Source organism: Flavobacterium sp. P3_A6, assembly GCF_056403035.1.
Genome location: NZ_JBFUGG010000021.1, coordinates 24,119 through 42,296 on the forward strand (window position 1 = coordinate 24,119; position 18,178 = coordinate 42,296).

At 34.3% G+C, this 18,178-nt stretch carries 10 protein-coding genes; 5 read left to right on the forward strand and 5 right to left on the reverse strand.

Going from position 1 to position 18,178, the window contains the following annotated elements:
• Positions 1–90 precede the first annotated feature (90 nt).
• The 3 genes from AC1DVP_RS16960 to AC1DVP_RS16970 all read right to left on the reverse strand — a co-directional run bounded on the left by AC1DVP_RS16960 (position 91) and on the right by AC1DVP_RS16970 (position 9,293).
• On the reverse strand, positions 91–4,185 hold the full coding sequence (locus AC1DVP_RS16960; RefSeq protein WP_477184673.1) for a hybrid sensor histidine kinase/response regulator transcription factor: 4,095 nt from the start codon (positions 4,183–4,185) through the stop codon (positions 91–93).
• Positions 4,186–4,384: 199 nt separating this feature from the next.
• Complete coding sequence (gene lacZ / locus AC1DVP_RS16965; RefSeq protein WP_477184674.1) at positions 4,385–7,498, reverse strand: beta-galactosidase, LacZ type; 3,114 nt, start codon at positions 7,496–7,498, stop codon at positions 4,385–4,387.
• Between the two features lie 733 nt (positions 7,499–8,231).
• Positions 8,232–9,293, reverse strand: coding sequence for a cellulase family glycosylhydrolase (locus AC1DVP_RS16970; protein WP_477184675.1), 1,062 nt, complete (start codon positions 9,291–9,293; stop codon positions 8,232–8,234).
• A gap of 891 nt (positions 9,294–10,184) precedes the next feature.
• Here AC1DVP_RS16970 and udk point away from each other — a divergent pair.
• The 5 genes from udk (at position 10,185) to AC1DVP_RS16995 (ending at position 15,859) form a co-directional block, all read left to right on the forward strand.
• Complete coding sequence (udk, locus tag AC1DVP_RS16975) at positions 10,185–10,793, forward strand: uridine kinase (RefSeq protein WP_477184676.1); 609 nt, start codon at positions 10,185–10,187, stop codon at positions 10,791–10,793.
• A gap of 114 nt (positions 10,794–10,907) precedes the next feature.
• Positions 10,908–11,231: an FtsB family cell division protein gene (locus AC1DVP_RS16980; protein ID WP_100431766.1), complete on the forward strand. Its 324-nt coding sequence runs from the start codon at positions 10,908–10,910 to the stop codon at positions 11,229–11,231.
• A gap of 33 nt (positions 11,232–11,264) precedes the next feature.
• Entirely contained in the window at positions 11,265–12,629 is a 1,365-nt protein-coding gene (locus tag AC1DVP_RS16985; RefSeq protein WP_477184677.1) for a methylmalonyl-CoA mutase subunit beta, read from the forward strand.
• A gap of 85 nt (positions 12,630–12,714) precedes the next feature.
• Complete coding sequence (gene scpA, locus AC1DVP_RS16990) at positions 12,715–14,841, forward strand: methylmalonyl-CoA mutase (RefSeq protein WP_477184678.1); 2,127 nt, start codon at positions 12,715–12,717, stop codon at positions 14,839–14,841.
• Between the two features lie 484 nt (positions 14,842–15,325).
• Positions 15,326–15,859 carry a hypothetical protein gene (locus AC1DVP_RS16995; RefSeq protein WP_477184679.1) on the forward strand — a complete coding sequence of 178 codons (534 nt, stop codon included), beginning with the start codon at positions 15,326–15,328 and terminating at the stop codon, positions 15,857–15,859.
• Positions 15,860–15,918: 59 nt separating this feature from the next.
• On the opposite strand, the gene AC1DVP_RS17000 is transcribed toward AC1DVP_RS16995, so the two are convergent.
• Together AC1DVP_RS17000 and mltG are read right to left on the reverse strand one after the other, a co-directional pair.
• Complete coding sequence (locus AC1DVP_RS17000) at positions 15,919–16,554, reverse strand: peptidoglycan-binding protein LysM (RefSeq protein WP_477184680.1); 636 nt, start codon at positions 16,552–16,554, stop codon at positions 15,919–15,921.
• Between the two features lie 582 nt (positions 16,555–17,136).
• Positions 17,137–18,177 carry an endolytic transglycosylase MltG gene (gene mltG, locus AC1DVP_RS17005; protein ID WP_477184681.1) on the reverse strand — a complete coding sequence of 347 codons (1,041 nt, stop codon included), beginning with the start codon at positions 18,175–18,177 and terminating at the stop codon, positions 17,137–17,139.
• Position 18,178 lies beyond the last annotated feature (1 nt).

Consider the following 18,178-nt stretch of genomic DNA (forward strand, 5'->3'; position numbering starts at 1 on the left):
TTATTTTTTAGATTAAATTTTAAATAATTACGCATGGCTCTATTTAAGCCCGCATTGTAATCGTTTTTATTTCTTCGGGTCAAGACTGAATCAGGCAGATTTCCAAAAACTCTCATTCAGTATATATTTATTGTCCTTAACGTTTTGATACTTCTTCTTAAACTCAGAAGGATTTAAATTATAAAACTGCTGAAAATGTTTCCTGAAATATTTAATATCGCCAAAACCCGCAATTGAAGCGGCCTGACTTATCTGCAAATCGGTAGTAATTAATAATGTTGCTACTTTTCGTAAACGGACATCACGGGTAAATTCAGAAACCGATTTACCTGTAATTTTTTTAATTTTTTTATAAACCAATGAATAACTCATGCCTAAGTACTCTGCCAAATCATTTACATTAAAATTATCGGTATCTAAATTGGCATCAATTATATCAACGATTTTGTCAATCAGTTTTTTATCCTCGTCGGATAACTTTAAACCCGCCCCTTTTTTTGTAACAGAATTAAGCAGGTAATTCTGTTCACTGTCCCTTCTTGCTAATATTCCGCTGATTCTTGCTAATAAATATTCGTTATCAAATGGTTTGGTAATGTAATCATCCGCACCTACTTCGGCGCCTTTCAGTTTTACCTCTTCTGAAGTTCCTCCTGTGAGTAATATTACCGGAATATGCTTTAACTCTTCATCATTTTTTATGTGTTTGCAAAAAGCCACTCCATTCATTTCTCCCATAACCACATCAGAAATAATTAAATCGGGCTGTATTTTCTTTATTATGGCTAAAGCTGCTTCTGCACTTTCAGCTACAGTAATATGGTATTTTGAAGTTAGTATCTGCTTTAAATAGTTTCGTATTTGGGCATTATCATCAACAACCAAAATACTTTTTGCATTCTTTACTAAATCATCAATATTTTCAGGTTCTTCAGCTGTTTGCAATACATTTTCGTGTATCTCTGTTGCTTCCAAAGCTTCTTCCAAGAACAAGGTTCTCTCATTTAAGTCTTCCCGAATTTCTATATCTCCAAAATGTTCTTTTCCCAGAAGTAATTTAATTTCAAAAATTGCTCCTCCCTTTTCATTATCGCGACAGCTCACTTCACCATAATGCTGATCAACAAACTGTTTCACCAGATAAAGACCAATACCGAATCCTTTACGGTTATTTTTGATATTTCTGTTTGATTGATAGAACAAATTAAATATTTTGTCTTTATCCGCATCCGAAACTCCTTCTCCATTATCAACCACATTTATAATGACTTCATTATCTACGCAGCGAAGGTTAACCGTAACTGTTCCTTTTTCTTTTTCCGTAAACTTTAAAGCATTCGAAATCAGATTAAACAAAGCCATTTCTATTTTTTCCCTATCGATATATACGAATAATTTTTCTTCGGAAATACTAAAACTGTAATCTATTTTTTTTGTTTTGGCATAATGTACAAAACAGCTGAACACCTCTTTGCAAAGTTCTACAATATCAATTTGGCCAACTTTAAGTTTTCCCGTTTCTGTTTCTGTTTTTCTAAAAAGAAGCAACTGGTCTACTAAACTCAGTAATCTTCTGGAATTACTATATACCATCTCTATGGCTCCAGGATCTATTTGCTGATCAGCACCATAGATTATATCTTTTAAAGGATTGATAATCATTGTTAAAGGCGATCTGAACTCATGAGAAATATTAGTAAAAAAAGTTATTTTTTTCTCATTCAATTCCTTCTCCTGTTTAGCCAAATCCTGGGAAAGTCTTACCTCATATTTAAGCTGTGCCTGCTGACGCTGGTATTTGTTAACTACATAAATAATAAAAGCAATAACCAGAAAATATAAGAAATAGGCTAAACCGCTTCTGTACCATGGCGGTAATATAGTTATTGGCAATGAAGCAGATTTTGTATTCCAAACTCCCTCTGTATTTGTAGATTTAATTTTCAGCACATAATCCCCTTCTGTTATTCTGGAATAATTTGCATTTCTAATATTATCAACATAATGCCATTGCGAATCCCATCCCTCTAAAAAATAGGCATAGGATATTTTTTCAGGCAAACTGTATTCTAAAGCAGCAAATTCGATATTCAGCATCGATTCCTCATAAGGCAATTCTAGTTTGTCAATTCCAAAAGCTGCTAAACCCGATTGATCAAAAACTTTGTTATTTACTTTTATGGAAGTGATGATTAGCTTTGGAAAATCATGAATTTGGCTGTTTATTTTTGTATCAATAATATTAAAGCCTTTAATTCCTCCAAAAACTATTTCTCCCGAAGAGAGTTTCAGCGCTGCATTGTAATTAAACTGATTGCTTTGAAGTCCGTCAGCATCATTATAACTTGTGATTTTTCCGCTATCGGCATTATATACAAATATTCCGTTATAGGTACTGCACCAGTAAGCTCCCTGATTATCTTTAACAATATTTAAAACTGAGTTATTTGAAATGCCATTGCTTTGGGTCAGGATTTTTTTCTCAAAAGTCTGCGGATTAAAAATCATCAAACCTCCTCCCTCGGTACCCACGAGCATTTTTGCACTCGAATGAGAAACAATAGACCTCACAGGATATTTTGCATCAATCTCTTTCCGTTTCATTGTTACCGGATTGAATTGAATCAGTTTTGTAAAATTTCCTATCCAAAGATTTCCATCCTTGTCTTCTGCCATCGAAATAATTCCTCTGATTTTTGCATCCACAAAATCGAATTTGTCGCTTGTTTCATTATAGCGGTACAACCCTTCTTCATCTGGAGAAGCCACCCATAAAACATTGTCTTTAGCCCGAAACAATACCCAAATATTCTTTTGAATTACATTGGTTTTAGGATTAAAAAGATTGTATTTTTTAAAACTATGGGACTGAGAGCTAAAAAAGCAAATTCCTCCTCCATAAGTTCCAAACCAAGTTCCTTTACTGTCTTTTATAATTGCAGTCACAAAATTATTAGACAGCGAATTTGGATTTTTGGCATCATAAGAATAATTTGTAAATGTATTATTCTTTCTGTTCCATAAACTTGCACCTCCTCCGTCTGTTCCTATCCAAAGATGCTCATTATCCTGCTCAGATAACGAAAGAATAAAATCGCTTGGCAAAGTATTTTTTATTTTTTCATTTTTAGAAACTGTCGTAAAAGGGCTTTTTCTTTCCTCAATCTTATTAACACCACCTCGTAAGGTTCCAATCCAAACTCTGTTTTTATCATCTAAACATAAAGATGAAATTGCATTACTATTGAGTTTTTCTTCCTCCAAACCCGCATTTAGTAAAGAAAAAGTATCCGATTTATAATTGTATTTAACGATGCCGTTGCCATTTGTAGCAATCCAAAGTTCTTTTGTATCGGACTTACACATCATATCAGAAATAGGGTACATAATTTCCTGATTCGTGTACACACGATGTGTTTTATTTACGGTATTGTATTTTAGCAAGCCTTCTTCAATCCCAACCCAAACATTTGAATAGCTGTCATATAAAACACAGCCACTCCCTGTAACTTCAGAAAACACTACAGAAAGTTTTTTTGCTGATGCATCCAGAGTCACAAGTCCAGCTCCTGGAACTGAACACCATAATTGACCGGATTTATCAAAATCCATTCCCTGAACATGGTAATCCCATCGTAATTTTCCTTTTATATAAAGCGGAATCTGTATGGTTTTATCTTCTTTTCCAGCATAATAAAGTAACCCTCTGCCTGCAGTGGCGATATACATATCTGTTTTGTAATCTATAATTTCATTGACAACAAAATCTATCAGTTCACTTTTAGAGGTTTTAGCATCTATATAATGCTTTGTGGTAAACCGATTGCTCAAATAATTATAAACGCTTATTCCTCCTTTTGTGCCAATCCAAATTTCATTTTGAGTCCCACAAATACTTACAACCCTGTTATTAATTAACGAATTGGCATCATTAGGCTCATTTCTGAAACTTAAAAAACTATATCCATCGTACCTGCTTATTCCGTCATAAGTGCCAAACCACATCAAACCCCGTTTGTCTTTGTAAACAGAAGTAACGGCATTATTAGCAAGTCCATCCTTAATACCAATGTATCCAACATCATATTTTTTTTGTCCATATTTAGAAATAGATGAACCTGAAGCCTGAGGTTTGGCCGAAAAACAAACAAAAAGTATTAAAAATAAAAGGATTCTATTTTTCAAAATATATTGTGTTTGCGATTGAATATAAAGTTTTTTATAAATCTATTCTTTTAATTTTTTTAAAAGTCTAAAACGGCTAAGATATTACTAAATCCGCTATTAATCGAGGCTCAAATTGCTCTTATAAAATTAACCTCTGAAATTAGAAAAAACCTATGAAGAAGATCATAGGTTTTTAAAAACACACAAAAACCAGTAACTAATTAACTAAAGAAATTATATAAGAATAAGAATACTTCTTATCCAATAATCGATAAGGATCATGAGGTGGTCTTCCCCAGCTGTCATCTCCGCCAAGACCTCTTTGTTTGTAATCTACATGCAGGTAAACTGCTTCTTTTGAGTTTAAATTTAAATCTGAAGGATGACGCTGCGCCTTATTTTTTCCCGGATCCAAATCTTCTGTCGAAATGTTCAATGCACTAAAACCAATCGGCTGCAGTCCTTCAATTTTTAAACCTTGCCCATTTGCATTTTTTAAAGTCAGCCAGCGAATATCTGTTTTATAACCTGACTCCTGAGGGCGGATATAATTTCTGGCATACTGATTCATTACTTTATCTGAATATTCTCCAATAAATGAAGCCGAATTTCTATCCGAATAATTTTCCCAAGGTCCTCTTCCGTAATAATTTAAATTTTCAAACGCTCCGCTTAATTTTGCGCGCATTCCGAAACGAGGCAGTTCAGGTAAATCTTTTCCAGTTAAATCAATAGCTGCAACAACTTTTATGGAACCATTATTCTGAATCAAATAATCTACAGTGTAAGGAACATCAGCTTCGGCTAACTTATAAGCCACTTTTATAAGTAACCCTTCGGCAGTATTTTTATCCAAATTAACACTTACAACAGCTACATTTTTTGTTGCTTCTTTCCAAATCGCTAATTTTTTCGGCATTTCGTTTCCAAAATCATTATCCGTTGGCGCGCGCCAGAAATACGGTGTTGGAAAATTGGTAAAAATAGCAGTCCCATTTTTCAAACTATATTTCAATATTACTCCTTTTTGCAGATCAAATTCTCCTGCAATACCCTCCGTTTCAAAAGAAATTACATTGTTTTTAACGGAATATTTTAATTTAGACCCACTTTTTGCTATGGTATTATTTATAAAATAATTCCCTTTTCCTATTGAAAATTGTGCTCTGGCAAACTCAAATCCCTTCGCAACCAAAGGAGCATCATATTTTGAAACTGCGAAAACATTTAAAAAATATTCTGAATTATCATCAAGCTGTCCTATATCCAAAACAGCATTTTTGCTTTCTTCCGGGTTCACATCTAAACTAAATTCACCAGACTTGGCTTTTGACCCGTTTTTAATCAATTCCCATTTAAATGTATAATTAGAAAGGTTGGTAAAATTAAAATGATTGGTTACCACTAAATCAGTTTCATTATTCAGCTGAAATTGAATGTTTTGATATACTTTTTTCACTTCCTCTAAAGCTGGTTTTGGAGTTCTGTCCGAAAATATAAGTCCGTCAGCACAGCCATTTTCGTCATTTTGCAGATCAGCACCTCCCAAATCGCCTCCGTATGCCCAAAAAACTTCCCCTTTGTCATTTTTAGTTTTAATTCCCTGATCTACCCAATCCCAGATAAAACCGCCCTGCATACGTTTACTGCTATTGATAATATCCCAATATTCCTGAAAATTCCCACTGCTGTTTCCCATAGCATGTGCATACTCGCACATTATATAAGGACGAGTTTTATCAGAATCAGCGTAATCCTTCATGCTTTTAATTCCTGGATACATAGGAGCTACAATATCAGTATTTCTATTCTCTCCAGCCTGCTCAAACTGAACCGGACGAGTAGTATCTTCTTTTTTCAACCAATCGTAGGCATCATAAAAAACAGGACCGTTTCCGCACTCGTTTCCTAAAGACCAGATGATAATTGACGGATGATTTTTATCTATTGCAAACATTCTATGGATACGGTCTAGATGCGCCGGCGCCCATTCCGGTAAATAAGACGGATGTTTTGTTTTATCAAACCTGTTTTGCCACTCAGCACCCATTGCGTGACTCTCGATATTAGCTTCATCCACCACATAAAAACCATATTCATCACATAAATCATAAATATGAGTATCATGCGGATAATGGCTCATTCTGATAGCGTTAATATTATGTTCTTTCATTAACTGAAGATCTTTCATCGTAAGTTTTTCATTTGGAACATGCCCTTTTTCATCATCATGCTCATGAATATTAACTCCTTTTACCATAACCGCCTTGCCATTCACTAACAATCTGGCATCTTTGATTTCAACTTTTCTAAAACCTGTTTTTTTAGAAATAATTTCCAGAATTTTTCCTTTATTGTCCAGTAATGTAATGGTATATCGGTACAAATTTGGTATTTCGGCATTCCATTGTTTTACATTTTCGATTGTTTTTTCAAAACTGATTTTTTGTTCTTTTGCGTTTACTTTTTTATTTTCTGAGAAAACAGTGTTTCCTTCATTGTCAAACAATTCAACCTTTACAGCCGGATTTTTAATTTTATTGTTTTCGAAATACTTTAAAGTAACATCAAGATTAAAAATCCCGTTTTTATATAGATTATCTAATTCGCTCTTTACAAAATAATCCCAAATTGCAGTTTTAGGCATTGCCTGCAAATAAACATCGCGCTCAATCCCGCTTAATCTCCAAAAATCCTGATCTTCTAAGTAACTTCCGTCATGCCAGCGGAATACCTGTACAGCAATCAAATTATTTCCTTTTTGCAAAAAAGAAGTAATATTAAATTCGGCTGGCGTTTTAGATGCCTTTGTCATTCCCACTTCTTTTCCGTTCAGGAATACTCTGGCATAACCTGAAATAGAAGCAAAATGAAGTATAATTTCTTTGTCCTTCCATGAATCTGCTACTTCAAAAGTGCGTCTGTAAGTCCCAACAGGATTATAATCGCCATTTATAAAAGGAGGATTTTTAGGAAATGGATAAGTAATATTGGTATAAATTGGAATGTCATAACCCTGCATTTCCCAATTAGAAGGCACTTGAATGTTTTTCCAGTTCTTATCATCCAAATTTGCGGCAAAAAATTCCATTGGTCTTTGAGATGGATTTTTAACAATATTAAATTTCCAGTTTCCGTTCAAACTCTGATACAGTTCTGATTTTTGAGGATTATTGCCTTTCAACTCAGCTTCATTACTGAATAAAAGAAAAGAGCTTCTGCCCGCTTCTTTTCCTCTGTCCAAAATTTGAGGATTTTCCCATTCGTTATTCTGGGCAAAATTATTTTGGAGACTTAAAAACAAAGCAAGTGCTAATACAATTTTTTTCATTTAATTATTTTTAAAAATCGGGTTTTAAAATTTAATGCTCAGATTTTATTCCAAATTAACTTGATCCATAATTATTAGAAATATATTCCCTCAAATGAAAACAAGTAAAATCCAAAATAAAAACTGCCATACAAATTTAGATAACATCACATAAGATATGAGGGGCTTTACAATAAAATAAAAGGGGTATATCAATATCAAGCGCAAAAAAGCACCGTAAAACGGTGAAATTTACATTGTTTTAAAATTCTTAAATTCAAAAATGAGCAAAGAAAAAATTATTTCATATACAGAATCTGGTACTCGTCTACGACGAGTAAAAGCCCCAAATAGTGTATATCTTTTTGTGGGCAGCTTGATTTTAGAGTGCTGTTATTTGATAATTCGTCTTTGTCAATCATAACTGCGTAATGTATAAAAAAGGAAAAAAGTTATTTCGAAAAATATTTGAGCCTCTCATAACTCAAAAATATTTTTCAGAAATAACTTTTTTCCTTACACAATTAGTGATACACTACCTTTCCATATGGATAAGAACGATTCAAGCAGAAAAAGCATTCATCTGAATACTTTTGTAGATGCCCTCGATTTACATGTGTTTGAATCGTTCGTATTCCTGATTTTATTTGTTGTATTATGTTGTGCATTTCTTTGAAATTCCCCGCTCGTTCTCACAGGGATCGGATATAAAAAAGAAGGTCATCACTGACCTTCTTCCATTATAAATTTTTAATTAATTCTCACCCCAACCGTATCTTACGCGGAATACGCCGGAACTGTTAACTGTGTTAATGGAAATGTTGGTTCCGCTGCCACCTCTGTTAAATAAGCTATAGGAGTCACCATCTCTTAAACCTGGCCAATAAACACTGGCAATATTATCAGTTCTGCATACATCGCTGGTTGCCACTATATAAGCAATTTCATTATCGGACTGACTTCCATTTTGATAATCTTTACCTGAGTTCATCGTGGCACCAAATTCAGTAATCACTGTGCGGCTGCCATAACTTCCTATTCGACTGCGCCAATCCGCTCTCCATTGAGTGACAGATCTGGTGGCCCAATAGGCATAATTATGCAGTCCAAGTAAACAGCCATTAAAACGGCTATCTGCTCCGACTCCCGTAACATTCTCAGAGTATCCTATTCCATCCAAGATTATTCTTCCTTTTGGAACAGCTGAATAATTAGAAAGAAATTGAGCATAAATACCTGTTAGCTGGGATAAAGTATAGCCATGAGGCTCGTTGAATGGTTCAAAATATACATTCCCGTTGCTTTGATATTTAGTTATTACTGTATTCCACATACTCCAAAAAGCTGTTGTATTGTCAATGATGCCATCCTTTGAGGATGAAGACTCCCAACAGGCAATAATAACTTTCCAGCCTTTACTTGTCGCTTTATCTATTACTCCTTGATAACTAGCCCACCAACTCTCTGCAACTGATGGTGGATTAATTGGGATGCGTATCGTATTAACTCCACTTATTTTACTTGTAAAACCATTTAAAACAGCATCTGTTTTGGCAACAACTGTAGCATAAGTGTCTCCTGCTTCCAATCCCGAGATAATAACCCAGCCATCCACAAAATTATCACGCCCGTCAGCCCAATTTAACCCTGCAATCGATGCAGCTCCAACCTTGGCAGTTAAAGAATGACTGCTTACGGCCGTATTCTCAATTTCAAGTGTATTGTCTGCTGCATTTGCCTGATTAGCTTCCACAACCTCATCTTTTGAGCAGGCACATAAAATGATGCCTAACATAAGTACATATTTTTTTTTCATTGACATAAAATAGTTTAAATTGTTAAATTAATATTCTGTATCCTGTACAATCTCCTATATCAATACCGTAAAAATCTATTTTTAATAGTATTAGCATAAGAGTTTAAATAATGCATTAAAATATTCAGACTCTTTTTTCATTTGTAATTTCTTTTTCAAAAATTAGCTAAAAAGACTCCCTATAGTATAATGCATTTTTTCAATTAATCATAAGGTCTATTCATAGGCTGTATTATTTTGGTTAAAAATTATCGATAGAATTGTAGCTGCAGCCAAATACTAAGAATCTGTTAATACTCCATACATCAGTTAAAATAATGCTCGTTATTGATGGTTTTTCGGCAAAAAAAGCAATTTAGCCAACCCTATAATAACAATACAGCATTAGTCATAATTGCAAATACAAAGTAATGTTTAACCGAAATGATTCATCAGGGGCAAATTGGAAAAAAAAGAAGGTCATATTGGTAATTTTATATTTTTTTATCAATAAAAAAACACAATACATAAAAAATTATACATTTTAACAGTCAATATATAATAATTATATTAATACACAATATAATCAACATCACTAAAATTTCAAAAAAGAAAATTTATACTCGTTAAAATATTAATTTTCACATGGGAAAGAGAACCATTCCAAAAACTTAAATTATTAAAATTTAGACCGTTTTTGAAGGGAACAAATTTGGTGGTCTGATTAACTCAACTGCTCGAAAAAACCTAGAAAATAAAGAAATTTAGCAATGCCCTTTTAAAAACTAAAAAAAAGTTACTTATTATCGACTCTAACTGATAAAACCCGAAACCAAAAAACGAATGACTAAAAACTATTCTCATATCAATATAATTATTTCTATTTTTGCAGCATAAACAAACAATTTAGTTATGCTCATCATAGGAATCGCAGGAGGAACAGGGTCTGGAAAGACAACAGTAGTACATCAAATCATGAATGAACTGCCCGAAGCCGAAGTTGGTATTATTGCTCAAGACTCCTACTACAAACAAACTCACGATCTGAGTTACGAAGACCGATCCCATATCAATTTTGACCATCCAAGAGCTATTGATTTTGAATTGCTGGTAGCGCATCTCAAAGAATTAAAGGCCGGAAACACAATCAACCAGCCAGTATATTCTTTTGTACAGCACAACAGAACAGATGATATCGTTGTTACGCATCCAAGAAAAGTAATGATTGTGGAAGGCATATTAATTTTGACCAATCCCGAATTAAGAAACCTTTTTGACATAAAAATATTTGTTCACGCTGACTCTGACGAACGCTTAATCCGCCGTATGAAAAGAGACATTGCCGAACGCGGAAGGGATATGAATGAAGTTCTGAACCGCTATCAAAGCACCCTAAAACCTATGCATGAACAATTCATAGAACCTACAAAAGCTTTTGCCGATATTATTATTCCAAATGATAAATTTAACACTGTAGCAATCGATGTGGTTCGTGCTGTAATTAATCAGCGTATTTTATAATTTTATTGTAATTTTATTGCAGATTAAAACGCAACAGATTTTTACTTTTTAGTAAAAATTAAAGTAATCCGAAACAAAATCTCGATTTTCTATTAAAATTAGGCAAAAAACCCAATGAAGAACCCTTTTAAAAACAGCTATTGGTTTAAAATTTTGAGCAACAAGTACGTTTGGGTCTCATTATCATTTTTAGTCTGGATGGTTTTCCTTGATAATTACTCCTATTTTGAGCATCGCTTTTTAGACAAGCAAATTGACGAACTGGAGGATAATGCTACTTATTATCAAGAAGAAATCAGGAAAGATGAAGAAAACATCAAACAGTTAAAAAATCCCTTGCAGATAGAGAAATATGCTCGTGAAAAATACTATATGAAAAAAGATAGTGAAGATATTTATATCATCCAATTTGACGGTGATACCGTGAATAAAAAATAATCCTGCCGCATATTAAATCTAATTACACTTAAAATGGCCAAGAATTTATTCGATGATTTCAGCCCGGTTTCTGCAAAACTTTGGAAACAAAAAATTCAATTTGAACTCAAAGGAGCCGATTATAATGAAACCTTAATCTGGAATTCTCCTGAAGACATCAAAGTGAAGCCATTTTATGATAAAGAAGATTTCACTAAAAAGCATGCCGTTTCTACAAAAGCATCTCAATTCAGAATTTGCCAAAATATATTTGTTTTTGATCTTGATAAATCCATTGAAAAAGCTCTGGATGCCATTAATCGTGGAGCCGAAAGCCTTCGTTTTACCATTCCAGATAAAAATATAAACATTGCAAAATTATTAGAAAGACTTCCTTTGGAAGAAATTGCCGTTTACTTTTATTTCCAATTCATTTCAATCGATTTCGTTAAAAAAATTGATGCATTTGCAAAAGATAAAAAAGCAGCTGTCTTTTGCCTGTTAGATCCAATAGGGCAATTAGCCAAAGACGGAAATTGGTTTCATACACCAGAAAAAAACAACTTTGAAACACTAAATATACTTGCCAAAGAAACTTCATCGCTTTCATTTATCAGCATTAATAGCGGTTTGTACCAAAATGCTGGAGCAAATATAGTACAGCAGATTGCTTACAGCCTTGCTCACGCGAATGAATATTTCAACCGAATAGATACAATTAGCCAGCCTATTGTTTTTCAAATAGCAGTAGGAACCAACTATTTCTTTGAAATCGCAAAATTGAGAGCATTCCGAATACTGTTTAAAAAAATAGCTGATGAATATGATCACAATTTAGATTGCCACATAATAGTGACTCCCACAAAACGCAACAAAACCATTTACGATTATAATGTCAATATGCTTCGCACCACAACAGAATGCATGAGCGCGATTCTTGGCGGTGCCGATGCTATTGCAAATCTGCCTTATGATGCATTATACCACAAAGACAATGAATTTGGAGACAGAATTGCCCGAAATCAATTGTTGATTCTAAAAAACGAAAGTTATTTTGACAAAGTAGATAATCCGGCAGAGGGCAGTTATTATATTGAAAGCTTAACTAATCAATTGGCAGAAAAAGCATTGGTATTATTTAAAGATATTGAAGCCAAAGGCGGATTCCTGAAACAGCTGAATGACGGCGTTATCAAAAGAAAAATCCAAGAAAGTGCTGATGCAGAACAAGCTCTTTTTGATTCAGGCAAAGAAACGCTGTTGGGTACCAATAAATATCCCAACAAAAATGACAAAATGAAACAGGATTTAGAATTATTTCCTTTTGTAAAAATCAAACCCCGAAAAACATTGATTACACCAATTATTGAAAAACGATTGGCAGAAAAATTGGAACAGGAGCGTCTAGCAAATGAGTAATAAAATTCATGCATTCAATATTCAGTTTTTCAATAAACAATAAAAATCAATTTGGTTTCTGACTGAAACGATGAAAGTCAAAAAAATGAAAAGAAAAGATTTACAACATATAACGCTTAAAGAAGATTTTCAGACTGCAGACTGCAGACTGCAGACTGAGAATTTCCTAACTGCTGAAGGAATTGAGCTTCAAAAGACTTATTCTCAAAAAGATATAGAAACTCTCGAGCACCTTGATTTTGCAGCTGGCTTTGCACCCAATTTACGCGGTCCTTACGCATCTATGTATGTTCGAAAACCTTGGACAATCCGTCAATATGCAGGATTTTCTACAGCACAGGAAAGCAATGCTTTTTACAGACGGAATCTTGCAGCTGGACAAAAAGGGCTTTCCATCGCTTTTGATCTGCCAACTCATAGAGGGTATGATTCTGATCACGACCGTGTAGTTGGCGATGTTGGAAAAGCGGGAGTAGCTATAGACTCTGTTGAAGACATGAAAGTATTGTTCGACCAGATTCCATTGGACGAGATGTCAGTTTCTATGACGATGAATGGTGCTGTGTTGCCAATTATGGCTTTTTATATTGTTGCCGCAGAAGAACAAGGTGTTATGCCCGAGCAGCTTTCCGGAACCATTCAGAATGATATTCTAAAAGAATTCATGGTGCGCAACACTTACATCTATCCTCCAGCTCCTTCGATGAAAATCATTGCTGATATATTTGAATTTACCAGCGATAAAATGCCAAAATTCAATTCTATTTCCATCTCTGGCTACCACATGCAGGAAGCTGGAGCAACGGCTGATATCGAATTAGCCTACACATTGGCAGATGGATTGGAATACATTAGAACAGGATTGGCAACGGGAATGAAAATTGATGATTTTGCTCCTCGCCTATCCTTCTTTTGGGCAGTTGGAATGAACCATTTCATGGAAATTGCAAAAATGAGAGCAGGGAGAATGATTTGGGCAAAGCTGTTAAAACAATTTAACCCAAAAGATGAAAAATCATTGGTACTTAGAACCCATTGCCAAACATCGGGCTGGAGCTTAACAGAACAAGATCCTTTCAATAATGTAGCTCGAACATGCATTGAAGCCACTGCTGCAGTATTTGGAGGAACACAATCTTTACATACCAATGCACTAGACGAAGCAATTGCCTTGCCTACCGACTTCTCGGCAAGGATTGCCCGAAATACCCAAATCTATCTGCAGGAAGAAACCAAAATCACCAAAACAGTAGATCCTTGGGCAGGAAGTTATTATGTAGAAAGCTTGACCAATGAAATTGTCGAAAAAGCCTGGAAACTTATTGAAGAAGTGGAAGAATTAGGCGGAATGACCAAAGCCATTGAAACGGGCATTCCTAAAATCCGAATTGAAGAAGCCGCTGCACGCAAACAAGCCAGAATAGACAGTGGTCAGGATATCATCGTTGGAGTGAACAAATACCGATTAGAAAAAGAAGACCCATTACAGATTCTGGATGTAGACAACCAAATGGTTCGACAGCAGCAACTGGAACAATTAGACCAAATAAAAACGACTAGGGACTCAAGCAAAGTTCAGGAATCCCTCCAAAAATTAATCGCCTGTGCTCAAACAGCCCAAGGAAATTTATTGGAAATTGCTGTTGAAGCCGCCAGAAACCGCTGTACATTAGGAGAAATCAGCCATGCTCTGGAAACTGTTTTTGGAAGGTATAAAGCACAGATTAAATCTTTTAGCGGCGTATATAGCAAAGAAATGAAAGACGACAAAAGCTTTGAAAAAGCAAAACAGCTGGCAGATCTTTTTGCCAAACAGGAAGGACGCCGTCCTAGAATAATGATTGCCAAAATGGGACAGGATGGCCATGACCGCGGAGCCAAAGTAGTTGCAACAGGCTATGCCGATGTCGGTTTTGACGTGGATATAGGTCCGCTATTTCAAACCCCAGCTGAAGCGGCCAAACAAGCCGTCGAAAACGATGTGCATATTCTTGGCGTGTCCTCACTGGCCGCTGGACATAAAACATTAGTTCCTCAAGTAATCGAAGAATTAAAAAAATACGGCAGAGAAGACATTATGGTCATCGTTGGAGGAGTAATCCCAGCACAAGATTACCAATTTTTATTTGATGCTGGAGCAGTAGCTGTTTTTGGGCCTGGTACCAAAATTAGTGAAGCGGCTATCAAAATATTAGAAATCCTAATCGATTAAAGCTATTTCGCTAGATGGCACAAAAGCAAACTGCAAGATTCAGAAAAATTGACTTTAAATCCTTGTGCCTTTTTGTGATTTCCCTTTTGAAAAGTGAAGATCAGAACATTCATATACCCAAAAGTTCAAATTTTATTGTTCCAAAAAATAGTTGGGCAATGGTTTAAATTTAAAACAATCTGCATCAGTCAAAGCTCGCTAATTATTGCTCCATATTATAATCCCAAATAATCCTACTTTAATGGAATAATGTAAAAAACAGAGATATATGGCTTTACCTTTAAAATTTAGAAGTATCAATCTGAATAAAAAACAGTTACAAATTAACATATATTAATTAAATAATTAACAATCAGTACTTTATAATTAAATTACTTTTAAAGTTAGGATTTGAAAAAATAAAAAGGGGAAGTAATACTGAAGAAGCCTTACTGTTTGTTTTGCAACGCAATTTTCAAATATAATTTTAATTAAAAAAAGTATTATGAAAACACTCATTATTATAGCACTCATTTTGGGAATATACACCCCCATCTATTCTCAAAATAAGATGACTGGAGATAACAATGAAGGGATTATAAATACGATAGATCTTCCCGAAATTGTAATCAAAAATGCAGGAAAAGATTTTTCGTATTATCTCCCAGACAAAAATCCGGATCCAAGTGTCAGAAAGCTTCAAAGTGAATTTATTGCCTACAATTTAGGTAAAGACTTCGAAGGTTTTGATCGCTATCTTGTTATACTGGAAATAAAAAAAGGTATCTTGACCGCCACTTATGATTCCAAAGGAAAACTCACTAGTGTGGTTGAAAAATACAACAACACAATGCTTCCCCCTCCTGTTATTTATTCAGTTTACAAAGCATATCCTGGCTGGCAGATTGTAAACGACAAATATCTCTACACACAGGAAAACGGAGATATTACAAAAAAAGAGTATAATTTAAAACTCAAAAAGAACAATGAAGTTATTAAATTAAAAGTACATTCTAATGGCGAAATTATTGCAAATTAAAATTTAATAGGCGGTTTGAAATTCATTTCAAACCGCCTATTAATTGCAATTACGGGAATTTACTCAACACTTGCTGTACTATCTGCCTCAATAAAAGAAGTGTCATAACCTCCAAATTTTCTCAGATAACTTCTCAATGAAGTTCCATAAGCATCTCTAAAACAACGTTTCCCTTTGTATCTGAAAAACTTTTTAACAGTGCCCGCACCTGCAAGGTGTGCTGCCGCCAAAATTCCAGACTCAGTAATACGGATTCCATTCAAAACGGTTCCCTCGTATCTTTCAATAATGTACCTAAGTTCCCATTTGTTTTTAGACAGCAAAGCTATAAAAGCTTTTTCCTGCATTTTGGGACTGTTAATGAAAGCTGTGCTATCGTGAATACCGATAGATTTTAAAGTTTCAATACCAAATTGGTATTTTCCTAAATAACCAAGAGAATTGATTTTTCTGTATTTTCCCTGTGACTCTTTGAAGCCGATTGCTTCTTTATAACCAATAAAGAAAGTTCCAGTATAGGGAATTTCAGAATTGGTATAATCTGTCACATTTAATGATGGTAGCAAGTAGGATGTATCATCTGATTCGTTAATTAGAAACCATGGGGTAGATTCTAATTTGGATGGTTTAAAACCTAAGCTTAAAAAAGCTACTACAACAATTAAAGTTGTGTAAAAATACCATTTTTTTATCATAAAGTAGTTTTCTTCAAAACCTGTCACGTTATTGAAATTTCTATGCCCAAAGATACGACTTAAAAAAACAAAGCTGAAAATCAATCCTTTAAACTTATCAACTGCTCTTACAAAAACCCCGTAAGTAACTAAGTCTGCGGTCGTTCTGCTGTTAACAAAATTTCAAAAAAAGCATTAAAACATCAAAAAATCAGTCAAATTAAATCAGTTTATTCTTGCTTATAAAAAGCAAAAACGTCTTGAAAACACAAAATTAGGCACAAATTAGTACTAATTTTTAATTTTACGATATCGTTTTAGCTAAAAAAGCAAGAATTTTCAATTAATTAATCCATTTTAAGGCATGGCTGCAAAGGTCACAGCTGACAATTTACGTTCGGAATCAACAAAAATTAAGGCAAAAAAAGTCTTGTTTTTCTAAATCAAAAGAGGCCGGTTCCGTCCATTATACAATACTGATTTCACAACTGTATTTTTGGTAAAATAAAATTTCGCAAAAGGGGGATTTAGAAGAAAAAAAGCTTCAAAACTGTCACAAACAATTTTGAAGCTTTTCTAAATATACTTTTAAGGTTATGAACCCTAACGCTGTACACCCTGGCTGTTAATCCAATCCGAATATTTTTTTGCATTAGCATTATGTTCGGCTAAAGTCGCTGCAAATTCATGATACCCAAAGCGGTCAACACTGGCACAGAAATAAATATAATTATTCTTTTCAGGATTTAATACAGCTTCAAGTGCCGTAATATCGGGCATTGCAATTGGCCCTGGAGGAAGTCCAATAGTAACATACGTATTATAAGGCGATTTCATAATCAAATCATTATAGAAAACTCTTTTTATTACTTGATTAAAATCATTAGATTTCTTTTTCATTGCAAAAATAACCGTTGGATCAGCCTGCAATGGCATATCTAATTTTAATCGGTTCAAATAAACACCGGCAATTCTAGGTCTTTCATCTTTCTTAACCGATTCTTTATGAACGATTGAAGCCAAAATAGTAGCTTGAATAGGTGTTAAGCCTTGCGCAGCTGCTTTGGCCGTTCTTTCCTTATTCCAAAAATTATTGTATTCCTTGATCATTTTATCACGAAACTTCACTGCCGAAGTATTCCAATAAATTTCATAAGTGTTAGGAATAAACATAACCAATACATTTTCATCGGTAAAACCATTTTCTTTCAAAAAGACAGAATCTTTAAACGTATTTAATAATTCCAAGCTGTCCGGTTCAATTTGAGAACCAACTCGTCCAGCAAAATTCTCCAAGCGCTCCTGATTATTAAAAGCTAAACTCACTGGATCATTAAATTTCATCGCTTTGACCAACTCATAACTATTCATCCCTTTTTTAAGTAAAAAACGGCCAGGTTTTACATTCTCAGGATAACTGGTTTTCTCAGCGACCATTTCAAAACGGCTGATATCTTTTACATAGGGACTGATTATTTGTTTTGCCTGCTCATAATTGGAACCCGTAGGCACATAGACATACAGCTCTTTTTCTTCAAACTTTGTGTTACTGCTAAAAATCTGATACATCAAAACAAACCCGTAAACAATTAACAATGATATTAATACAACAGATACTAATGATACTATTTTCTTTAGATTCAAA